The organism is Paenibacillus favisporus, assembly GCF_040545415.1.
Classification (GTDB): domain Bacteria; phylum Bacillota; class Bacilli; order Paenibacillales; family Paenibacillaceae; genus Paenibacillus_AQ; species Paenibacillus_AQ favisporus.
The window spans coordinates 124,409-143,643 of the sequence record NZ_JBEPLV010000002.1 but is presented as its reverse complement, the minus strand read 5'-3'; the positions used below and the strand labels follow the sequence as shown (position 1 = coordinate 143,643).

Annotated in this window: 14 protein-coding genes and 1 pseudogene; 1 reads left to right on the top strand and 14 read right to left on the bottom strand. The window is 53.5% G+C overall.

Going from position 1 to position 19,235, the window contains the following annotated elements; all coding sequences use genetic code 11:
• The first annotated feature begins 482 nt into the window (after positions 1–482).
• Positions 483–1,718 (top strand): MFS transporter, encoded by a 1,236-nt coding sequence (locus tag ABID47_RS08680; protein WP_354495936.1) that lies wholly within the window; start codon positions 483–485, stop codon positions 1,716–1,718.
• A gap of 139 nt (positions 1,719–1,857) precedes the next feature.
• On the opposite strand, the pseudogene ABID47_RS08675 reads toward ABID47_RS08680, so the two are convergent.
• From ABID47_RS08675 to ABID47_RS08605, 14 genes and pseudogenes are all read right to left on the bottom strand, one after another.
• Positions 1,858–1,995: pseudogene (locus ABID47_RS08675) on the bottom strand (phosphodiester glycosidase family protein); the annotation flags it as partial.
• A 62-nt stretch (positions 1,996–2,057) separates the two neighbouring features.
• Entirely contained in the window at positions 2,058–2,531 is a 474-nt protein-coding gene (locus ABID47_RS08670) for a CBS domain-containing protein (RefSeq protein WP_354495934.1), read from the bottom strand.
• A gap of 13 nt (positions 2,532–2,544) precedes the next feature.
• Complete coding sequence (gene sufB, locus ABID47_RS08665) at positions 2,545–3,942, bottom strand: Fe-S cluster assembly protein SufB (protein ID WP_354495932.1); 1,398 nt, start codon at positions 3,940–3,942, stop codon at positions 2,545–2,547.
• A 19-nt stretch (positions 3,943–3,961) separates the two neighbouring features.
• Positions 3,962–5,254 carry a Fe-S cluster assembly protein SufD gene (gene sufD, locus ABID47_RS08660; protein WP_354495930.1) on the bottom strand — a complete coding sequence of 431 codons (1,293 nt, stop codon included), beginning with the start codon at positions 5,252–5,254 and terminating at the stop codon, positions 3,962–3,964.
• Positions 5,255–5,272: 18 nt separating this feature from the next.
• A complete protein-coding gene (gene sufC, locus ABID47_RS08655; protein WP_354495928.1) occupies positions 5,273–6,100 on the bottom strand; it encodes a Fe-S cluster assembly ATPase SufC in 828 nt (275 codons plus the stop codon).
• Positions 6,101–6,102: 2 nt separating this feature from the next.
• Entirely contained in the window at positions 6,103–6,606 is a 504-nt protein-coding gene (locus ABID47_RS08650) for a MarR family transcriptional regulator (RefSeq protein ID WP_354495925.1), read from the bottom strand.
• A 686-nt stretch (positions 6,607–7,292) separates the two neighbouring features.
• Positions 7,293–8,579, bottom strand: a complete 1,287-nt coding sequence (locus tag ABID47_RS08640) for a glycoside hydrolase family 30 beta sandwich domain-containing protein (protein ID WP_354497266.1) — start codon at positions 8,577–8,579, stop codon at positions 7,293–7,295.
• A gap of 461 nt (positions 8,580–9,040) precedes the next feature.
• Positions 9,041–10,057 (bottom strand): endo-1,4-beta-xylanase, encoded by a 1,017-nt coding sequence (locus tag ABID47_RS08635; protein ID WP_354495922.1) that lies wholly within the window; start codon positions 10,055–10,057, stop codon positions 9,041–9,043.
• Positions 10,058–10,214: 157 nt separating this feature from the next.
• Entirely contained in the window at positions 10,215–11,174 is a 960-nt protein-coding gene (locus ABID47_RS08630) for a carbohydrate ABC transporter permease (protein ID WP_076170816.1), read from the bottom strand.
• A 2-nt stretch (positions 11,175–11,176) separates the two neighbouring features.
• Positions 11,177–12,136 carry an ABC transporter permease gene (locus ABID47_RS08625; protein ID WP_076170531.1) on the bottom strand — a complete coding sequence of 320 codons (960 nt, stop codon included), beginning with the start codon at positions 12,134–12,136 and terminating at the stop codon, positions 11,177–11,179.
• Between the two features lie 90 nt (positions 12,137–12,226).
• Positions 12,227–13,921: an ABC transporter substrate-binding protein gene (locus ABID47_RS08620; protein ID WP_354495920.1), complete on the bottom strand. Its 1,695-nt coding sequence runs from the start codon at positions 13,919–13,921 to the stop codon at positions 12,227–12,229.
• Positions 13,922–14,051: 130 nt separating this feature from the next.
• Positions 14,052–15,596 carry a response regulator transcription factor gene (locus ABID47_RS08615; RefSeq protein WP_354495918.1) on the bottom strand — a complete coding sequence of 515 codons (1,545 nt, stop codon included), beginning with the start codon at positions 15,594–15,596 and terminating at the stop codon, positions 14,052–14,054.
• Between the two features lie 26 nt (positions 15,597–15,622).
• Positions 15,623–17,425, bottom strand: coding sequence for a sensor histidine kinase (locus ABID47_RS08610; RefSeq protein WP_354497264.1), 1,803 nt, complete (start codon positions 17,423–17,425; stop codon positions 15,623–15,625).
• A 4-nt stretch (positions 17,426–17,429) separates the two neighbouring features.
• Complete coding sequence (locus tag ABID47_RS08605; protein WP_354495916.1) at positions 17,430–18,992, bottom strand: response regulator; 1,563 nt, start codon at positions 18,990–18,992, stop codon at positions 17,430–17,432.
• Between the last annotated feature and the right edge of the window lie 243 nt (positions 18,993–19,235).

Sequence of the window (19,235 nt, the reverse complement as noted above, 5' to 3'; positions counted from 1 at the left end):
GAGACGGTCCTCCATTTTAATTAATTTCACCTATGGAGAAAATCTTGGTAGGAAAATGGAAAACAGTGGATTCTAACTCGGCATTTAGGGATAATTACCCGAATTCGCGTCCGACTTTGGTCTTATAATTTCTCCAGTGATGTTATTAATTGAACTTTAATAGAATTGAGATTTCGTGTCAATATATATGTCATGTTTTTGTCGAAATTCGTCTGAATTTCCGTTTTTGAGGAAATTCCATCGAATGAAATGCAAATTTTCAGAATTACGTTTTCAATGAAAATACCAATTAAACCGCTTACTATAACACTTCGTGTCAACTTCTTCTTTCAAAGATTAGTACGTTTCGGCCCTTTACAAGCACCCTGTCTAACCAGTAACCGTGAAACTTTTTCTGAAAATCCCCTGTTTTCCTGTTACTATGGAGGAAGAACATTTTCCGGACGGCGACCGTCTGGTTTCAGAAAGGTTGAAGCTGCAGCATGAATTCTACTTCTACTCCAGATTTGCATCCCCGTACGGCGGCAAAGGGCAAGGAACCCTTCCCTGTCTCCCTTCTGTCGCTGACGGTGGGCGCCTTTGCGATCGGCATGACCGAATTCGTGATCATGGGCATTCTGCCAAATGTAGCCGATGATCTGAACGTAAGCATCTCCACAGCCGGGCAGCTGATCACCAGCTACGCGCTGGGCGTGGCGGTCGGCGCCCCGATCCTGACCATCTTAACTCACCGGCTTCCGCAGAAGCTGCTGCTCTGCCTGTTGATGGCGCTGTTCATTCTCGGCAACGGCATTGCCGTCATCGCACCGAACTATACCGTGCTGATGGCAGCCCGCCTCATAACGGCTCTGTGCCACGGCACCTTCTTCGGCGTCGGCGCCGTCATCGCTTCCGGCCTCGTCAAGCCACATAAGCGGGCCGGCGCAGTATCCATCATGATGGCGGGCCTGACAATCGCTAACATTATCGGCGTGCCGGTGGGCACCTTTGTCGGCCAGCACCTGGGCTGGCGCGCCTCCTTCGGCGCGATCATGGTGATGGGGATCGTGGCCCTGATCGGCATCGTCCTGTTCATCCCGCGGATCCGCCGCGATGAGTCGGCCAGCCTAGGCAAGCAGTTCAGGGCGGTAGCCCAGCCCAAGCTGCTGATCATCCTGCTGGCCTGCGCCGTCGGCAACTCAAGCTTGTTCGCCGTCTTTACGTATATCGCCCCGCTGCTGGAGCAGGTGACCGGATTCCATGAAAGCAGCGTCACCTGGATTCTCGTCCTGTTCGGCATCGGGGTCACGGTCGGCAACATGCTGGGCGGCAAGCTCGCCGACTGGAAGCTGATGCCCGCGATCCTGGGCATCTTTCTCTCCATCTGTGTGCTGCTGACGATTTTCACTTTTACCGTCAAAAGCCCTGTTGGCGCAGTCGTCACGATCTTCCTGTGGGGAGCCGCTTCGTTTGCAGTCATGCCGGGCATTCAGGTGAAAATTATGAACCTGGCGCAGGAGGCGCCCGCGCTCGCCTCGACCTCCAACCACTCGGCCGGCAACCTCGGCAACGCGTTCGGCGCCTTCTTCGGCGGATGGGTCATCGACGAGATGGGGCTCACCTCCCTCCCTTGGATCGGCGCCCTGCTCGTCGGGCTCGCCTTCCTGATCGTGCTGGCCGTCTATATGAAGGAGCGCAGACGGCAGACGGTTCCGGTGGCGGGGACGATTAGCAAGTAAGACCGGACTTTGAGCATATACCGGAGATTACAGTGATAAGCAAAAGAACACCTCCCTTGGAAGGGAGGTGTTCTAGCCTCAGGCTGTCCTTTATTTTGCCGTTCAACAAAACCAGGCTGGGGCCGCATGCAGCAATGGCTTACTTTTTTCCGGGATCGATGTCCTTCGGATTCAAACCGGCCCAAATGATCGGGATGTTCGCTTCTTCCGGATGCTCGAACACAAGAAAAGCGGTCGGCAAATACCGCTCCCCGTATTCGGACAAAGGCCGGTTCACACGTCTTTGATGATCTCCGAAATACTTATTCTTGCCATCGGTTTTCATTCCTTTATCGATGTTTATAAGTCTGGCGGCTCGACGCATGTGCAACGAAGGATATCGTACGGACTTACCTTCCCTGCCAGAATGCCGTTTTTTTCGACGAGCAGCGAATGGGCATGAACCCGCCCCAGGAGGGCGGCCGCTTCGTCAAGCTCCGAGCCGAACCGGATGACCGGCGCTTTGCGGGCAGCGATATCCATGACGTTGCAATCCATTAATCGATGCAGCTTCCGGTCCATGTCCTCATTGTCGAGCAGCGCCGCATAAGGGAACAAAACGTTGCACATCATCGCCGGCACGATCACGGGGCCCGTTCTGCCGATCCGCTTCATAATCTCCCACGCGGTGATCCATCCGACGATTTCATTGCGGTCGTTCACAACCGGAAGCTCGCCTATTTGATAGAGCAAAAAACGTTCCAGAACGTCTCTAATCCGTTCGCTCTCCTTCACTTTCACAACATCCCGAACGACAATATCCGATACCAACATAGTTCGCCCTCTTTTACCCGATAGAACCTTCCATCTCAAATTTGATCAGCCGATTCATTTCCACCGCGTATTCCATCGGCAGCTCCTTCGTGAACGGCTCGATGAAGCCCATGACGATCATCTGCGTCGCCTCCGCTTCGCTGAGTCCCCGGCTCATCAAGTAAAACAGCTGGTCCTCGGAAACCTTGGATACGGTTGCCTCATGCTCAAGCGTAATATTGTCGTTTTTGATTTCGTTGTACGGGATCGTGTCTGAAGTCGACTCTTTGTCCAGGATCAACGTATCGCATTTGACGTTCGATTTGGCACCCTCGCTGTTGCGGCCGAAGGAAGCAAGGCCCCGGTAGGTCACTTTGCCGCCGTGTTTGCTAATCGATTTGGAAATGATGGTCGACGTGGTGTCCGGCGCAAGATGGTACATTTTCGCTCCGGCGTCCTGATGCTGGTTTTTGCCCGCAACGGCGATCGACAGCACGGACCCTTTCGCGCCGCGGCCTTTCAGAAGCACCGACGGGTATTTCATCGTCAGCTTGGAGCCGATGTTGCCGTCCACCCATTCCATATTCGCATTTTCTTCCGCAACGGCGCGTTTCGTCACCAGGTTGTAAATGTTCGGCGCCCAGTTCTGGATCGTCGTATACCGCGCGCGCGAATTTTTCCGGCAGATGATTTCCACCACGGCGCTGTGCAAAGAATTCGTGCTGTAGATCGGCGCGGTGCAGCCTTCCACGTAGTGCACGAAGCTGTCTTCGTCCGCGATGATCAGCGTGCGTTCGAATTGTCCCATGTTTTCCGAGTTGATCCGGAAGTAAGCCTGCAGCGGCACCTCGCATTTCACGCCTTTCGGCACGTAAACGAAGCTGCCGCCGGACCAGACGGCACTGTTCAGCGCTGCGAATTTGTTGTCGCTTGGAGGAATGACCGTCGCAAAATACGTTTTGAACAGCTCGGGGTGCTCACGCAGCGCGGTATCGGTATCCGTAAAAATGACGCCCTGCTCCTCCAGTTCCTTTTTCATGCTGTGATACACCACTTCGGATTCGTATTGCGCGGATACGCCCGCAAGGTATTTTTGCTCCGCTTCGGGAATCCCCAGCTTGTCGAAGGTCTCCTTGATTTCGGAAGGAACCTCCTCCCAGGTTTTCCCCTGGCGCTCGGCCGGTTTCACGTAATAATGGATATCGTCGAAATCCAGGTCGTTCAGGTTCCCTCCCCATTGCGGCATGGGCATCGCCAAAAATTGCTCCAGCGCCTTCAAGCGGAAATCGCGCATCCACGCAGGTTCTCCTTTCATCTCCGAAATGGCGGCGACGACGTCGCGGCTGAGCCCTTTGGCCGTTTGAAAGACGGATTGGTGCGCATCCTTGAAGCCGTATTTATAATCATCCAATTCAGGCATTTGTTTAGCCATATTCCATTCCCTCCTTTGTTCAAGCCTGTCCAAGCTTGCGTTCCGCCAGCGACTGCAGCCGATCCCGCAAACGGTCGTTCGGAATTTCCGAAATGACGGGAGCGAGGAATCCATAAACGATCAGCCGCTCGGCTTCCGCTTGGGCAATGCCGCGGGACATCAAATAAAAGATCTGTTCCGGATTCACCTGCCCGACGCTGGCGGCATGCCCTGCCTGCACGTCGTCTTCGTCGATCAGCAAAATCGGATTGGCGTCGCCGCGGGCCTTCGGACTCAGCATCAGCACTTTTTCGGTCTGTTGGCCGTTGGTGCCGCTCGCCCCTTTTTCGATTTTCGTGATGCCGTTAATGATCGCCGTCGCGTCTTCGCGCATCACAGCGCGAGTCACCATGTCGCTCGTGGAAAATTGCCCGATATGCACCGCGCGGGTAGTCAAATTCATGTGCTGCTCGCCCGCTCCGACGCAGATCACTTTGGCGTCCGATTCCGCGCCGTCCCCTTGAAGAATCGATGCGGTGTCCGCCATGGCGTTGCCGGCGTTCATCTCGCCGACGACCCAGCGGATGCGGCCGGCCGCTTCGACATGCGCGCGGCGGTAGGTCATGTCCGTTACTTGCTTGCCAAGGCCCCTCACGGACGCGACATGGACCTCGGCTCCGCGTTTGACGAACACCTCCGTGATCCCGAATTGGTCATGCTTGCGGCTCACCGCGGACACCGCGCTTTCGACGAAGGTCACCGAACTGTTTTCTTCCGCCACGATCAACACATGCGGCATAAAGCAGGCTTCTTCGTCATCCAACAGGAACAGCGCCTGCAGCGGCTGCGCGACTTGGACGTTTTTCGGAACGTAAAGGAATGCCCCTCCGCTCCACAGCGCGGCATGAATGGCCGTCATCCGGTTTTCGTCCGCCCGGACGGCCTGCATCAAATACGGCTTGACAAGCTCCGGATTTTCCCGCACCGCCTGTTCGAGGCCGGTAAAAATAACGCCTTGTCCCCTAAGCTCCTCGGTGAGCCGATGGAACTCGATCCCGGAGTTGCGCTGCACAAGCGCGTTATCCGAATCGATCCATTCCGAAGTCGCTCCCCCTGCGTCCTTCAAGGAATCGCGTTGCGCCGGGCGTCTGATCTCGCCGAACGTTCCCAAATTCCATCTTTCGATGTTCGTTTTCTCAAGCTTAGGGAGCGGCAGCTCCTCCGCCAGCCGAAAACCTTGCTCCCGAAGCACCGTCACCCATTCCGGCTCCTGGTCCGCGCGGAAGGATTCAAGCACCTGATTCCTGTCCACAGACATCATGATCGTATTCATTTTCGATTCCTCCAGCATCTATCGGATTTTTGGGCCCGTCGTGTTCATCGGCATTTGAAACGCGTCTTCGTCTTGCCCGACCGTCTCGTTTTCGATGCCGAGCTCCTCCTTCACCCATTCGTAACCTTCCGCTTCCAGCCGCTGCGCCAGCTCGGGCCCGCCGGATTTGACGATTCTGCCTTGCATCATGATATGGACAAAATCGGGTGTGATATAATCCAGAAGCCGCTGGTAATGCGTGATGATCAGAAACCCGCGGTCGGCGCTGCGCAGCGAATTGACGCCCTGGGCCACGATGCGGAGCGCATCGATGTCCAGACCCGAATCGATTTCGTCGAGAATCGTGATTTTCGGCTGCAGCATCATCATCTGCAAAATCTCGTTCCGTTTTTTCTCGCCGCCGGAGAACCCCTCGTTCAAATACCGGTGCATAAACTCGGGGTTCATCTCCAACGTCTTCATGTTCGCTTCCATCAGGCGGATGAACTTCAACAGGGAAATCTCATTTCCTTCCCCGCGTCCTGCATTGATGGCGCTGCGCATGAAATCGGAGTTGGTCACGCCCGTAATTTCGCTTGGATACTGCATGGCGAGAAACAAACCTGCCCGTCCGCGCTCATCGACGTCCATTTCGAGCAAATCCTCCCCGTTGAAAGTTACTGATCCGCCCAACACCTCATATTTGGGATGCCCCATCAGCGTCGAAGCCAGCGTGCTTTTCCCGGTTCCGTTCGGTCCCATGACCGCATGGATTTCGCCGCCCCGCACTTCGAGGCTCAGTCCCTTCAAAATTTCCTTTCCCTCAACGGATGCCCGCAGCTGATCAATTCGCAGTGTCGTGTTCATATTTACATCTCCTTCTGAATGGCGTTTTCCACTTCGTTTACGGCGTCTTCAAAAAATGTTTTGATGAAATCGAGCTCGGCTCCGGAATAACGGCTAAGAAAACGGTTAAACCGTTCTTCCCCGGCGCGGTGCATCTTATCATGCAATACATAAAGCTTTTTCCCTTTCGGCGTCAGGTGAAAATAAATTTCCTTCTTGTTGTCGGGCATGCGCGCCCGCGTAATGAAACCGTGGTCCACCAGCTTGGCACTGATCTTGGTAATGCTCGCCTTGGACAATTCCATGCGTTCCGCAATCGCGGTATTGTTAATGGGTTCATGTTTGCCGATGCAGTCGACGACGTGAATGCTCGTGACGCTCTCCGGGCAATCCGTAATCCCGCACGCCCGGGCTTGTTCGGCCAAATTGGCATGTTCCTGGCTTTCGTATTCTTCCGTCAAATGAATGAATTTCCAGTGCAGTCCGAAAATGGCCTTTTTTAGATCATCGGCATGCTCCACTTTCACTACGGCTCCTTTCCTTGGTCAAATCCACCCCGCGCCATTTTTGCCCGTTTTCCAATTTCATCAAAATATTGTTTACCAGGTAACGATTTCAGTTTAGCACCATTGATAATGATTATCAATATCAATAATGTTATTTTTAAAAATAATCATTTTCCCTTTGTTTACAAGGATATTTTCGTTATCATCCATCCCCCTTTAACGAAATTGATAATCATTATCAAGTAAATCATATCTCCGCCCCACCTTAACCTCGCGTTATTCCTTTAGCTTTACCCTGTCCCTAGCTGCCGCAAGAAACGAAAAAGCCGCTAACGGCGCACACGGCGCTATTAACGGCTTTCTTCTGAATAAATTTGTTTTTTTCGCGGTGGTTTGCCTCATTTGCTCCGTTGCTGCCCTTACCGTGAATAGTTGCCGGGGAACGTCCGCCACGAGCCGAAATGTCAGCTCCAAACCAGCTTATCGGACAGCTTGTAAACGACGGCCGACACTACGATGGCAATGATGGCGCCGCTGATAACGTCGGTCGGGTAATGGACGCCGCTTCAGATCCGGGAAAAGCCGATAAAGGCGGCGAGAAGCAGCCAGAAGGCCTCAAGGTGTTCTCTTTTTGTTACATATCGTTCCCATCTAGCGAGCCGGCGGGCCGAAATCATCATCCTGTCCCACCGTTTAGTTTGCACCGTTTAATGCGCCAATTCGCCTACGAAGGTTGTCACGCTTTGGGCAGGAAGCTGAGCCGTAAAAGAACCGCCCTTTACTTTAATCGAAGATCCGGCGGTCATATTTCTGCTGGCGTCCGTTACCCATGGGATGACCTTCGACGCCTTGCCGTTTTGCAAGGTGAAGGTTTGGCTTACCGCTGAGGTGCCTTTGTTAATGGCCACAATCACGACCTTGTTGTTGCCTTTATATGCAGAAGTGTAGACGTTGGTATCGGGGTTCTTCGTTGCATCGACCCTGACATAGCCGGGGCGGACAAATTTGGAGAAATGAGCCATATTATACCCGCGCTTGCTTATCGTACCGTCCTCTTTCATAGGACCATACTGCCTGCGGATATACCACCATACGTAAGCCTCGAAATCTCCCTCTACCATCGCATTATGAATATGATAGGACACGTCAAGCGCCTCGGGCCACCGATCTGCAGAGTTAGCATCGCTGTTCGGATAGTATACTTCCGTCATCCACAGTTCTTTGCCCGCTCCCTTTTGCTTAAAGAGAGGATACGCGAAATCGCTGATCTGGGTCCCGTACAGGTGGGTACCCAAAATGTCCATATTGGCTAGGGCCTGCGGATCGTTCAGAATAGGGTCGGACATGTTTTTCAGGTATTGAAACGATTCCGGCGCGATAACCCGGCAGTTAATGGAGCCTGCATTTTCCTTCATAAAGCGAAGCATCTCTTCAGGGGTCCACCACGTCCAGGTATGGGCATAATCAGGCTCATTCTGGACGGATATCGCATATAGATCCACACCGTTGTTCTTCATGAACGTAACGAAATCGTTAAGATACTGGGCATAGTCGGCATACTTGTCGTATCTTAGCCGTTTGGCCGACGCATCTCCGTTCCGGTTGAACGTCTCTGTCATATCGCTCGGCGGATTCCAAGGGGATGCAAACACAATAGCTCCGTGTGCAATCGCACTCTTGGCCGTTTCAACTTCCTTGCTCCAATTGTTCCGATCTTCATCCACATGAATTCTAAGGATGGAAAAGCCCAGCTGGTTGTCCCCATTGCCGAAGGCCGTTTCTCTTTGGGCTTCCGTTAAATCCCCAATCCAGACGGGGTGGTTGATTCCCCCAAAACCGCGAATCACCTGTTTTTCCGCCGATAAGTTGATGGTGGCGTTACTTGAAGCTGACACCTGAGCCGGCTCCGGCACGGCCAGTACGATCGACAGGGCCGTTACACCGGCTAACAATCCGCAAACCGATTTTTTCAGACGTGACCACGTTGCGTGCATTTCCATTAATACCTCCATTATCTCGATAGAATCATTTCGCTATATAGATTGAACAAAAGTGTTGCACTAAAACTTCCTGTTATAACGGCCCAATACGGCCTATAACATTCTTTTTTTGTTCATTCTATATTGCCGGATTAAAATTTGGTTTCCTCTCACCCCCCTGTTTAAGTCTCGATTTTCCCTTCATTTCAGACTCGATAACCATCGATGGGCGAGACCCCAATCCCTCGCTCAGCCAGCCGCTCTTTGATATTCAACGCTGCCCTGTCGGTAAGACGCATGACGTTTCTGCCCGAACCCCATTGAAGTTTCAATGCAACGAATGTATTCCGATTTAGAACATCCAATTGGTAAAGGAATGAGCCGTCCCCCGTAGATCATAGGGGAACGGCATCATCGAATACCAGGCGCTTGCTTGCTGCAAGCTGCAAGATTCCGCTTCTTCACTGCGTTTCCGCCTACTCCGCAAACAACGCGGCGATCCGGTCATAAGCCGGCTTCGGACGGTGCTGCGCATCGAACAGCATCGGCCAGTTTTTGCGGCCGCGCACCGGAAAATCATCCAGCCACGTATAGTCGTCGGCCGCCCCCCAGAACGTCACCCCGCTGATGACGTCGCGGTATTCCTTCAGCAGACCGAACACGCCCTCGTACAGCTCCGCCTGACGCTCGAGCATGCCCGGCTCCAGCGAAGTCAGATCGGCCCGCCTGTCATCGAAGCGGAAGACCGACACGTCCAGCTCGGTGAGCTGCAGCTGCAGGCCAAGCGAAGCATACTTCTCGATCGCCGCGCGGATATCGTCCAGGGACGGATCGAACAGGTTCCAGTGCGCCTGCAGGCCGATGCCGTGGATCGGCGCGCCTTGCTCCAGCAAGGACTTCACCAGCGCGTAGATTTTATCCCGCTTGGCGGGATGTGATTCGTTGTAGTCGTTGTAGAAGAGTATGGCGTCCGGATCGGCATCATGGGCGTATTCGAACGCCTTGGCGATAAACTCCGGCCCGGCGATGTCCAGCCACTTCGACGGACGCAGAAGCGCGTCACCTTCGTCGGCGATAACCTCGTTGACCACATCCCAGGCATAAAGCCGGCCCTTGTACCGTCCCACCACCGTATCGATATGCGAGCGGAGCCGCTCGAGCAATAAGGCCTTGCCGGCCGGCTGTCCCTGGCTATCCTCAAACAGCCAGTCCGGGGTCTGATTATGCCAGACAAGCGTGTGTCCGCGCATCGCCATTTGGTGCCTGCCGGCGAAATCGGCCAGCAGATCAGCATCCTCAAACGTATACACGCCTTCCTCCGGATGAACGCTGACGAACTTCATTTCGTTTTCCGCGGTAATGCTGTTAAAATGGTGTGCCAGCATCTGCTCTTGCGACCGGATCGTCCGCGGATTGACCGCCGCTCCGATCCGGAAATGCTGCGCGAAAAGATCCTTCAGCGCCTGCTCGGTATGCGTACCCGTTGAATTCATGACAGACTCCCTCCCGCCTATGGGTGTTAATTTGGACTTTAGTTAATTTCGGCGACCGCCACGATGACCTCTTGGGAGGCCACTAAAAGGCCCCTATGCGGTTCCCTTAGGGTTCGAAAAATCGCTATCCACTGCGCTTTTCCGTTCTTTGACTCGGTTACTCTTTCACGCTGCCGACATTGAGCCCGACCACAAAATACTTTTGCAGGAACGGATAGACCACCAGAATCGGAACGGAGGCCACAATCGTTATGGCTGCGCGGATCGAGAGCGGCGTCACCATCGATACCGCGGTTTCCTGGTTCACGCCGACGCCTGCTGCCACGTTCGGATTGCTGTTGGAGTTCATACTCGACGAGAGCAGCTTCATCAGCTCATACTGCAGTGTACTGAGCTCCTGTCTGGAGGAGGTGTACAGGAATGCGTCAAACCAGGAGTTCCATGCACCAACGGCCACAAACAGTGCGATGGTGGCAAGCACCGGTGTACACAGTGGGAAAATGATCCGCAGGAAAATTTTGAAATCCCCGGCGCCGTCGATCTTGGCCGATTCGACCAGGCTGTCCGGAATCGTTCCGATATAGGTGCGGATGACGATCATGTTGAACGCGCTGATCATGGACGGGAAAATATACACCCAGAAGCTGTTCAGCAGGTGCAAGTCCTTGATCAGGAAGTATCCCGGAATCAAGCCGGCGCTGAAGTACATCGTCAGCACGAAAATGACGGTGATCGGCTTGCGGAAGACGTATTCCTTCCGGCTCAGCGTATACGACAGCATCGTTGTCAGGAAGATGTTCAGCACCGTGGACAGCACGGTCCGAGCCACGGAGATCCAAAACGCGTCATAAATCGTGCCCGATGCGAACACCGCCTTGTAGTTCTGCAGCGTCCATTGCCGTGGCCATAAATAAATGCCTCCGCGGATCGTATCGTTGCCTGCATTCAGCGACACGGCGATCGTGTTCAAAAATGGATACAGCGTGACAACCACCAAAAAGATCATAAAAATCGCATTAATCGTATTGAACAGCACCGGCTCAACCTTGCTCGAGCGCATGCTTTTTCTTATCGTAACACCAGCCGCTCCCTGCGGGCTGATTTGATGATTTTCCATACTCATAACAGCCTCTCTTCCCCAAGCCGCTTTGCGGTCCAGTTGGCCACCAGTAACAGGGCGACGCTCACGACCGTTTTAAAGATCCCGCCGGCTGTGGCAAGTGAATAGTTTCCTTGAGCAATCCCGTATTTCAAGACAAAGATATCGATCGTTTCGGCCCAGTCCACGACAAGCCCGTTGCCGAGCAGGTACTGAACCTCAAAGCCAGCGTCCAAAATATGACCGATGGACATGATCAGCAAAATGACAATCGTGGATTTGATCCCCGGCAGAGTTACATGAAGCATCTTCCGGTAGCGGTTGGCTCCGTCCATCTCCGCTGCTTCGTACAGCGCGGGATCGATCGACGCCATGGCGGCCAGATAGATGATCGTGTTCCAGCCGACTTCTTTCCACACATGGGAAGCACCGACGATGCCCCAGAAATACTTTCCTTCGCTAAGCCATAAAATCGGTTCCTTGATCAAATGCAGCTTCATCAAAATATCGTTGACAATGCCGTCGGAAGCCAGCGAAGTGGCTACGATCCCGGTCACGATAACCCAGGACAAAAAGTGCGGCAGGTAAGAAATCGTTTGTACCGTCCTTTTCCAAATGACCTTTCGAATTTCGTTGAGCAGCAGCGCGAGCACGATTGCCGTTACGAAACCAAGCACGAGATTGATAATGCTCATCCCGAGCGTATTGCGCAGCACCCGCATAAAATCGTCATCGGTAAACAAAAATTTAAACTGCTTGAATCCGACCCAGTCCTGTTGGCTGAAGGAACGCGCCGGTTTGTAGTTCTGAAATGCCATCGTCCAGCCCCATACCGGAACGTAGGCAAATAAAATGATATACAGCGTCAAGGGCACGGACATCCAGATCAACTGCTGCTGGCTCTTCAGCACAGCCCAGGTCAGCTTCCGTTTCTTCTCTGGTTTCCGGACAGCTTTCTTATTGGTTACAGTCACAGCCATACGTTTGCTCTCCTCACCATATTCAAATTCCGGAGCGGGTATCTATAAAGCGGAAGGCGCTCATTCGCGCCTCCCACTTTCTGTGAACCCTTATTTGCTCCAATTGTCGATTCTCCACTTGATTTGCTCGTTGATCTTGTCTTCGTACGCCTTGACATCGACCTTGTGAATTTGTGACGTGTACTCATTCCATACCGAATCAAAATCGGACGGGTTCGCCAAAACGGCTTTCGGCAAATACTTGGTGGACAGATCGTTCAGCTTCGTGTTCGCTACTTTGGCTGGCGATCCTTCGACCAGATCGATGGACCAGGCCGGGTAGTAAATCGGATTCTCCGGCGGCTCGCTGAAGAAATCGACGTAGCTGTCATAGCCGTAGGCTTCCAGGAATTTTTTGTCGTAATCGTTCAGGCCCGCTTTGTATTCTTCCGGCTGTGCAGCGGCGTCGGTGGAGTTGCCGTCGCTGAAGCTTCCTTCGATTTTCGGCAGGTTTCCGAAAAGGGCGTCAGCTTTGTTCGCCAGCTTCCATGTTCCGTCCGACTGCTTATCGCGCTGCTCCTGGGTTCGCATAAACCGGCCCTGGTCGTTGACGATGTAGTCCTCACCTTCAATGCCCCATGAGAACACTTTTTGCCAATCTTCCGTGATCAAGGTGTCGAGCAGCTTGATGATCTTCACAGGATCCTTTGCATTGACGCTGATTCCGAAGCCGTTGTTCAGGTTAAGCACAGCCCGGTCGCGATAATAGTCCTTCGTGCTTGTGTCATATACGAGCGGAAGTCCCACATACGTCCGGTTAAACTTCTTCTGGGTAATCAGAGAGTTCTCAGCATTCTGGAAGTTCCAGTGCTGGTCGAACATGCCGAGCACCGTGCCGCTGGACAGTTTGGCCAGGTACTGGTCAAAGTTCTGTACGAACGTCTCTTTGTCGATCAGCCCCTGCTCGTTCATTTGATTCAGCTTCTGGTAATATTTCTTGGCATAATCCTTATCGGCAAAAATTTCGGCTACGCCATTGTTCACAACGACGCCGCCGTCGTTCGGATGACCAATCAGATGCTGAGGCGGGTTAAAGAGACCCCAGTTTTTCCAGTCATAGTTCAAAATCTCAAAACCGATCGTCGGGCTGCCGTCGATGGTCGGATGCTTCGCCTTATACTTGGCGATCAGGTCGAAGTACTCGTCCAGCGTCTTCACTTTCGGATAGCCAGCCTCAGCCAGCACGTCCTTCTGAACCCAGAACGCCGGCCCGGAATACCAGGTGCTGTTCAGCTTGCCGTTGTATACTCCATAGTTCGGCAGAATATAAATGTGCCCGTCGTTCGGGTCCTTCATCATGTTCCAGTATTTTTCATAATGCTTCTTCAAATTTGGCGCATACTTCTCGATCAAATCCTCCAGCGGAATATAGGCTCCAGCCGCTGTCAGCTTCGTGTTGCCGGTCATCAGATCCGGGTAGTCGGAGCCGGCAATCATGACGCCCAGCTTCTGGTTAATGTCGCCTGCCAAAAACTCGAAATTAAACGTGGCTCCCGTCTCATCCTTGATTTTTTTGTAAATCTTGTTGTCCGGAGTGGGCTGCTGCCCGGCTTCCCCGATGAAAACGCTCACGTTGAACGGCTCCACCTTTCCGTCGCTGCTGCTTCCGGTTGCTGTCTGCCCTGTAGAGCTGCTGCCGTTGTCTGCGCTGTTGTCTTTGCTGCCGCCGCAGCCGGACAGGACTACGCTGAACGTCATCGCCATGAGTATGCCAAGACGAACCAGCGGTTTAAATCTTCCCCCCATGTAAAGCACCTCCGTCAAATTTTAGCCACACCAAGCTTTTATTGTAAGCCTTTTCATGTAACTGTCTTTATTGTAAAAGCGCTGCCATAGCCGAAACTATATCGGAATTAAAGGAGTCACCTTCAAAACTTTAGAACATCCTTTTTTTGTATTCATTGGGGGACATCGCATGCCTCGCTTCGAACTGCTTGAGGAATTGGCCGTAATGGCCGTACCCGACGCGCTCCGCAATTTCGCTGTTCTTCAAACTGCTGTTTTCCAGCAGGCGTACAGCCTCTTCAATCCGCAGATTATGCAGCATTTCGTTAAAGCCGATGCCGTTCTTCTTCAGCAGCAGCTGGCCGAGATAAACGGGATGCAGGTAGAAGACCTCAGCCAGCTTGCGGATCGTCAGCGGCTCCCGGTAGTGCTCGCGGACGTAGTCGATAATTTCCTGGGCAATGCCCTGGGACTGCCGCTGCTGTTCCCGCATAAAAAAGTCAATGCAGCCCTCGGCGCAGGACAGCAGATCGCCCATCACGTCGCCAAGCGTCATCACAGTGCCGGATATCCGGGGAATATCGTACTTTTCGATCCAGGGCTCCGCTGCCGGGCCGGCTGCTTCGCGCATATGGCTCATGATTTGATACATGACATGGATGGCGAGTTTTTTGACGATGTCCGGATTCGGCATGGACTCCCGCAGACTGGAATCCGCTAACTGTACCGCCTTTCGCAAAGCCGGCTTGTCCAGCAGCGATACGGCCTGGAGCATTTCTTTAAATAGATCCAACCGCTCGAAATGATCTTCAAACTGGAAATGTTCCACCTGCTCGTAAAGGATCAAGCCCGGGGCATGATCAAGGTAAAAAGCATATTGTATGGCCTTCTTAGCCGCCTTGCAGCAGCAGCCGATCCGGTGCAGGCTGTTCTCCGCCTGCCCTGACGCCATAAACACCCGTTGTCCGTCCGCGCCTTCCGTTAGCAGCTCCTCCGCCATCGCGTAAGCTGCCTTATCGTTATCCTCTGCCGAGTTCCAACCGTACACAATCCCGAAGCTGCTCGGCTCCAGATCGACCAGGTATATGTATTCGCCCGCCTCTGCCATTGCGGCAGCCTTCGCCCGCAGCCGGGAAAGAGCATCCGGCGCCGCCTGCACCAGGCACATGTTCCATGCCGGCATGGCATCCGACAGGCGGGTTACCTCCTTCTCCATGCCGTCCAAAGCGTCCGGGCCGCCGTTCAGCAGATCTTTAATCATCGAAACCGCCTCTTCGTATGAAGCCATCCTCGTCAGGCTCTGTTCCTCCCGCTCCCGCACAAGCTCCCTCCGAATGTCCCGGATCTGCTCAGCCGCCTCCTCCGGAATGACCGGTTTGAGCAGGTACGCATTGACGCCGTATCGTAGCGCCTTCTGAGCGTATTTAAATTCGCCATATCCGCTGACAATGGCGAATTTGACCGGCGCTGTCCCCTCCCGGCGCCACGCCTCGATCATTTCAAGCCCGTCCATCAGCGGCATCCGGACGTCGGTGATGACCAGGTCCGGCGCCAGCTCCCGGATGAAATGCAGCCCTTCCTTTCCGTTGCTTGCGCGGCCGCACACCTCAAAGCCCAGCTCCTCCCAGTCGATCCACAGCTCCAGCCCCTCCAGGGCAGCGGGTTCGTCATCGATCAACAACACTTTAAATGTCATGGTTCCCCTCCTGTATTACGGATCGATCAGCCTGCCATACCGCTTAGAAACTTGATCGGAATTTCAAAAAATACGGTCGTGCCCTGCTGCGGGCTGCTTACGATATCAAAGCGCACCTGATCGTGATAGTACAGCTCAAGTCTCCGGTACACGTTGCGGATGCCGATATTGGCGCCGGACTCGTCTTCGGTCTGTACCGCCTTTTTAATTTCCTTGAGCCGCTCCAGCTCCATACCTTTGCCATTATCCGCAATAACGATGCGCAGACGCTCTTCGGTAACGTAAGCGCTGACCGTTACGATGCCCTGTCCGTCGATCGCCTGAAGCCCGTGTTTGCAGGCATTTTCCACGAGCGGCTGAATGCTCATTTTCGGGATTTTGTACTGCAGCGCATCCGGATCGATATCGAAGCGGTATTCGAATTTGTCACGGAACCGGAACTTCTCGATTTTGAGATACATGTCGATAAACATAATTTCTTCCTCCAGCGTCACGATGTCTTCCTTCCAGCTGAGGAGCCGCCGCAGCAGCTTGGACAGACTTTTGATGATGTCGGTTACGTCCGTGTAGTGGTTTTTCGTACAGACGACGAGGATCGCATTCAGCGTATTGAACAGAAAATGGGGATTCATCTGGCTCTGCAAAAAGTTCAGTTCGGCCCGCACCCGCTCCATCTCCAGGTTTTTCTGCTGGATTTCCAGCTTGTACACGTTGTTGATCAGGAACTTGATCCGGCCGGTCATCTTGTTGAAATTGCGGATGAGTCCGCCGATTTCATCCCGCCCCTCGTCGATCTGGATCAGGTCGAACTTCTCATTCGTCACCTTCTGCATATGCCGTGCCAGCCGCTTCACGCGGTAATTGTAGGATCTCAGCATAATGAAAATAAATCCCGTCGTGAACAGGGTAATCCCCGCTGCGACGATTCCGACGTACAGTCTCATTTCGTTCATTGCCTTGGTGATGCGCACACCCTTGGTGATCCCGATCAGCCGCCATCCCTTGACGTATTTGGCGGTGCCGATGTTGACCGAATGAACGTCCTGTTCCTTGTCCTCAGCAGACAGTTTGAACACCGGGTACGCGTCCGTCGTGCCGGTCTGGTATCCGCTCTGGGCCGACATAATGATTTGGTTCCGCTCATTGACCAGGTAAAGATCCAGGTAATCTTTTTCCCGGACAATCACGTCAAAAATTTTGTTCAGGTCGATGTCGATTCGCAGCAGCTTCTGATAGTGGTCGTAGTTATCAAAATAATCCATCCGCTCGATCACGCTCAAATAAGGAGCCGTAAACACGCTGCTGCTGGCTTGGTTGGCCCGGTACGCCGCGACGAATACCGGATTCTGCGAGTCCTTCCACAATTTATACCAGTCGCTCGCCCGGACCTCGTCATCGATGACGTGGTAGTTCCCTCCGTCGACGATCGTCGGATTATCCGTGAAAATGCTGATGCGCTCGATCTGGTTGTTCACCGGAATGTAGCTGGTCACCCGGTTGCGCAGCTGCTCGTCAAAAGCGTCATAAAAATCGATCTGGCTCGCATATTTCCGGTCGAGTATTTCATACAGCGTCTTATCACTGCTTAAGGCATGGCTGACCGCTACCCCGCCGTCGATGAAATCGTGAATATCCTTTCTCGCCCGCTCGATCGAGATATCAAGGTTCTGCTCCTCCCGCGCTTTGATCAGGTCCGACAGGCGGTCCGTCACCACCAGGTTGATGACGATCACCGGGAGCAGCACGCCGACGATAAAGATGAGCAGAAATTTATAATTCAGCGGAATATCGTTGACGATCTTCCGGAGCTTGAATTTGCGCGTGGACATCATTTCATCGCTCCCCCATCGGTCCATCCGGCGAATTTCCGGCATCCTGCTTGTAGGCCGAAGGCAGCATGCCGGTTTTCAGCTTGAATTTGTTAATAAAATAGTCCGTGTTCGGGTAGCCCACCTGAAGCGCCACGTCGGAGATTTTGAGCGGGGAGCGCTTGAGCAGCCTTTTCGCCTCTTCGATCCGCTTGTCACCCAGGTATTCGTTAAACGGCTTCCCCGTCGTTTTCTTAAACAGCTGGCCCAAGTAAGTCGCGTTCATATGAAAATGCCGGGCCAAATCCTGCAGCTGCAGCCTTCCGCGGAATTCGCGGTCGACGTATTGCACGACCTGGTAAATGGTGTTGCTCTCGCTGCTCAGCTTCAGCTCGGACAGAAGGGCCCCCGCCTGAAGGCAAAAACGCTCCACATAGGCCTGAAGCGCCCGGTAATCCCTGATTTCGCCAAGCGTGCCAAGCTGCCTTTCCTGCGCCTTCATCAAAGCGGCCGGGTCGCCGTTCAGGTCCTTGATCAGGCCGCAGACGGACCATTCCATATCCGCCACATGGGTCTTCACCCATTCCAGCTCCACGGGACCCGCGGCAATCCATGCGAAAGATTCCTTGACACAAGCGGTAATGCCTTCCGGATCCCCTTCCTGCACCGTTTCCAGAAGCGTTTTGAATGTTTGCAGGAGCCGCTCCCGGTTTACCGGACGGATGCACTCCTGATAGAAAAACACCCCGCTTTTCCCCAAACAGCGCTTCCGCTCCACGACCTCCACCGTTTGGGCATACAACTCCCGGATCGAGCGCAGACTGCGTTTCGGCTCGCTGACGGCGATAATGACCGGCTCGTCCAGCCGTTCAGTCAGCTCCCGGTGAATCTGGATCGCAGCTTCCTGCAGACGGCCCGAAACTGAGGCGCCGGACTGCACGACAAATCCCATTCTTCCGCATCCGTCCTGAAAAAGACTGCCTGTTTCTCCTTCAAATTCTCGAGTCAGCAGCGGACTTACCTCAGCGGGATCGAATACGTTTTCTATCCATACCAGCAAGCATTGCAATTCTGAATTGCCCTCCAGCTTCAGGGAGCGCTTGATTTGCTCCTCCATGGCTTCGCCGTACTCTCCCTGTATCAGCCTATTCATCATATGGCTGACGGCCAAAAGCTCCTTTTTCGCCTGATGATGCTCTGCTTCAATTTCATCGCCGATCTTCCGGCTGAGCTTGACGAGCAGTTCGCCGATCTCCTCGTCATCCACCGGTTTAAGCAGGTATTCAGCCACCCGCTGCCGCATTGCCGCTTGGGCGTACGAAAAGTCGTCATAGCCGCTCAGCACAACGAATTTGGGTGGTTTGGCCAGCAGCTGATTGGACTGCTCGATCAATTCGATGCCGCTCAGCACCGGCATGTTGATGTCGGTGACCACCAGCTCCGGACGATGCTCCTGAATGAACCGCAGCGCATCCGGTCCGCTCTGTGCCTCCCCGCAAACCTGAAAACCGTATTTGTTCCAGTCGATCATCGTCCGGAGGCCCTCAAGAACCCACGGCTCATCGTCCACCAAAAGTACGTTTAACATGACCCTCGCTCCTTACTCATTGACCCACCCGTTGTAAGCGCATTCACAAAGGTGTGTATGGCAGGTTTCCCTCTATTACCTTCTAAGTTAGCCTGATTTTAGCAAAAGAGTTGTAAAAAAGAAACCGTTCTCTTTCTGCATCTTTACGCCATACCCGCCTGAAAAAGGATAATGACAGAAACCGCTGACTTAGGTTACATTTCAACTATGTCATTCCTCTTCCATACCACTCTCCGTTCAGAA

Coding starts and splice junctions, on each gene's coding strand:
- ABID47_RS08680 (WP_354495936.1), top strand. CDS start 483: ATGAATTCTACTTCTACTCCAGATTTGCATCCCCGTACGGCGGCAAAG.
- ABID47_RS08670 (WP_354495934.1), bottom strand. CDS start 2,531: ATGTTGGTATCGGATATTGTCGTTCGGGATGTTGTGAAAGTGAAGGAG.
- sufB (WP_354495932.1), bottom strand. CDS start 3,942: ATGGCTAAACAAATGCCTGAATTGGATGATTATAAATACGGCTTCAAG.
- sufD (WP_354495930.1), bottom strand. CDS start 5,254: ATGAATACGATCATGATGTCTGTGGACAGGAATCAGGTGCTTGAATCC.
- sufC (WP_354495928.1), bottom strand. CDS start 6,100: ATGAACACGACACTGCGAATTGATCAGCTGCGGGCATCCGTTGAGGGA.
- ABID47_RS08640 (WP_354497266.1), bottom strand. CDS start 8,579: ATGCACGCAACGTGGTCACGTCTGAAAAAATCGGTTTGCGGATTGTTA.
- ABID47_RS08635 (WP_354495922.1), bottom strand. CDS start 10,057: ATGAATTCAACGGGTACGCATACCGAGCAGGCGCTGAAGGATCTTTTC.
- ABID47_RS08630 (WP_076170816.1), bottom strand. CDS start 11,174: ATGGAAAATCATCAAATCAGCCCGCAGGGAGCGGCTGGTGTTACGATA.
- ABID47_RS08625 (WP_076170531.1), bottom strand. CDS start 12,136: ATGGCTGTGACTGTAACCAATAAGAAAGCTGTCCGGAAACCAGAGAAG.
- ABID47_RS08620 (WP_354495920.1), bottom strand. CDS start 13,921: ATGGGGGGAAGATTTAAACCGCTGGTTCGTCTTGGCATACTCATGGCG.
- ABID47_RS08615 (WP_354495918.1), bottom strand. CDS start 15,596: ATGACATTTAAAGTGTTGTTGATCGATGACGAACCCGCTGCCCTGGAG.
- ABID47_RS08610 (WP_354497264.1), bottom strand. CDS start 17,425: ATGTCCACGCGCAAATTCAAGCTCCGGAAGATCGTCAACGATATTCCG.
- ABID47_RS08605 (WP_354495916.1), bottom strand. CDS start 18,992: ATGTTAAACGTACTTTTGGTGGACGATGAGCCGTGGGTTCTTGAGGGC.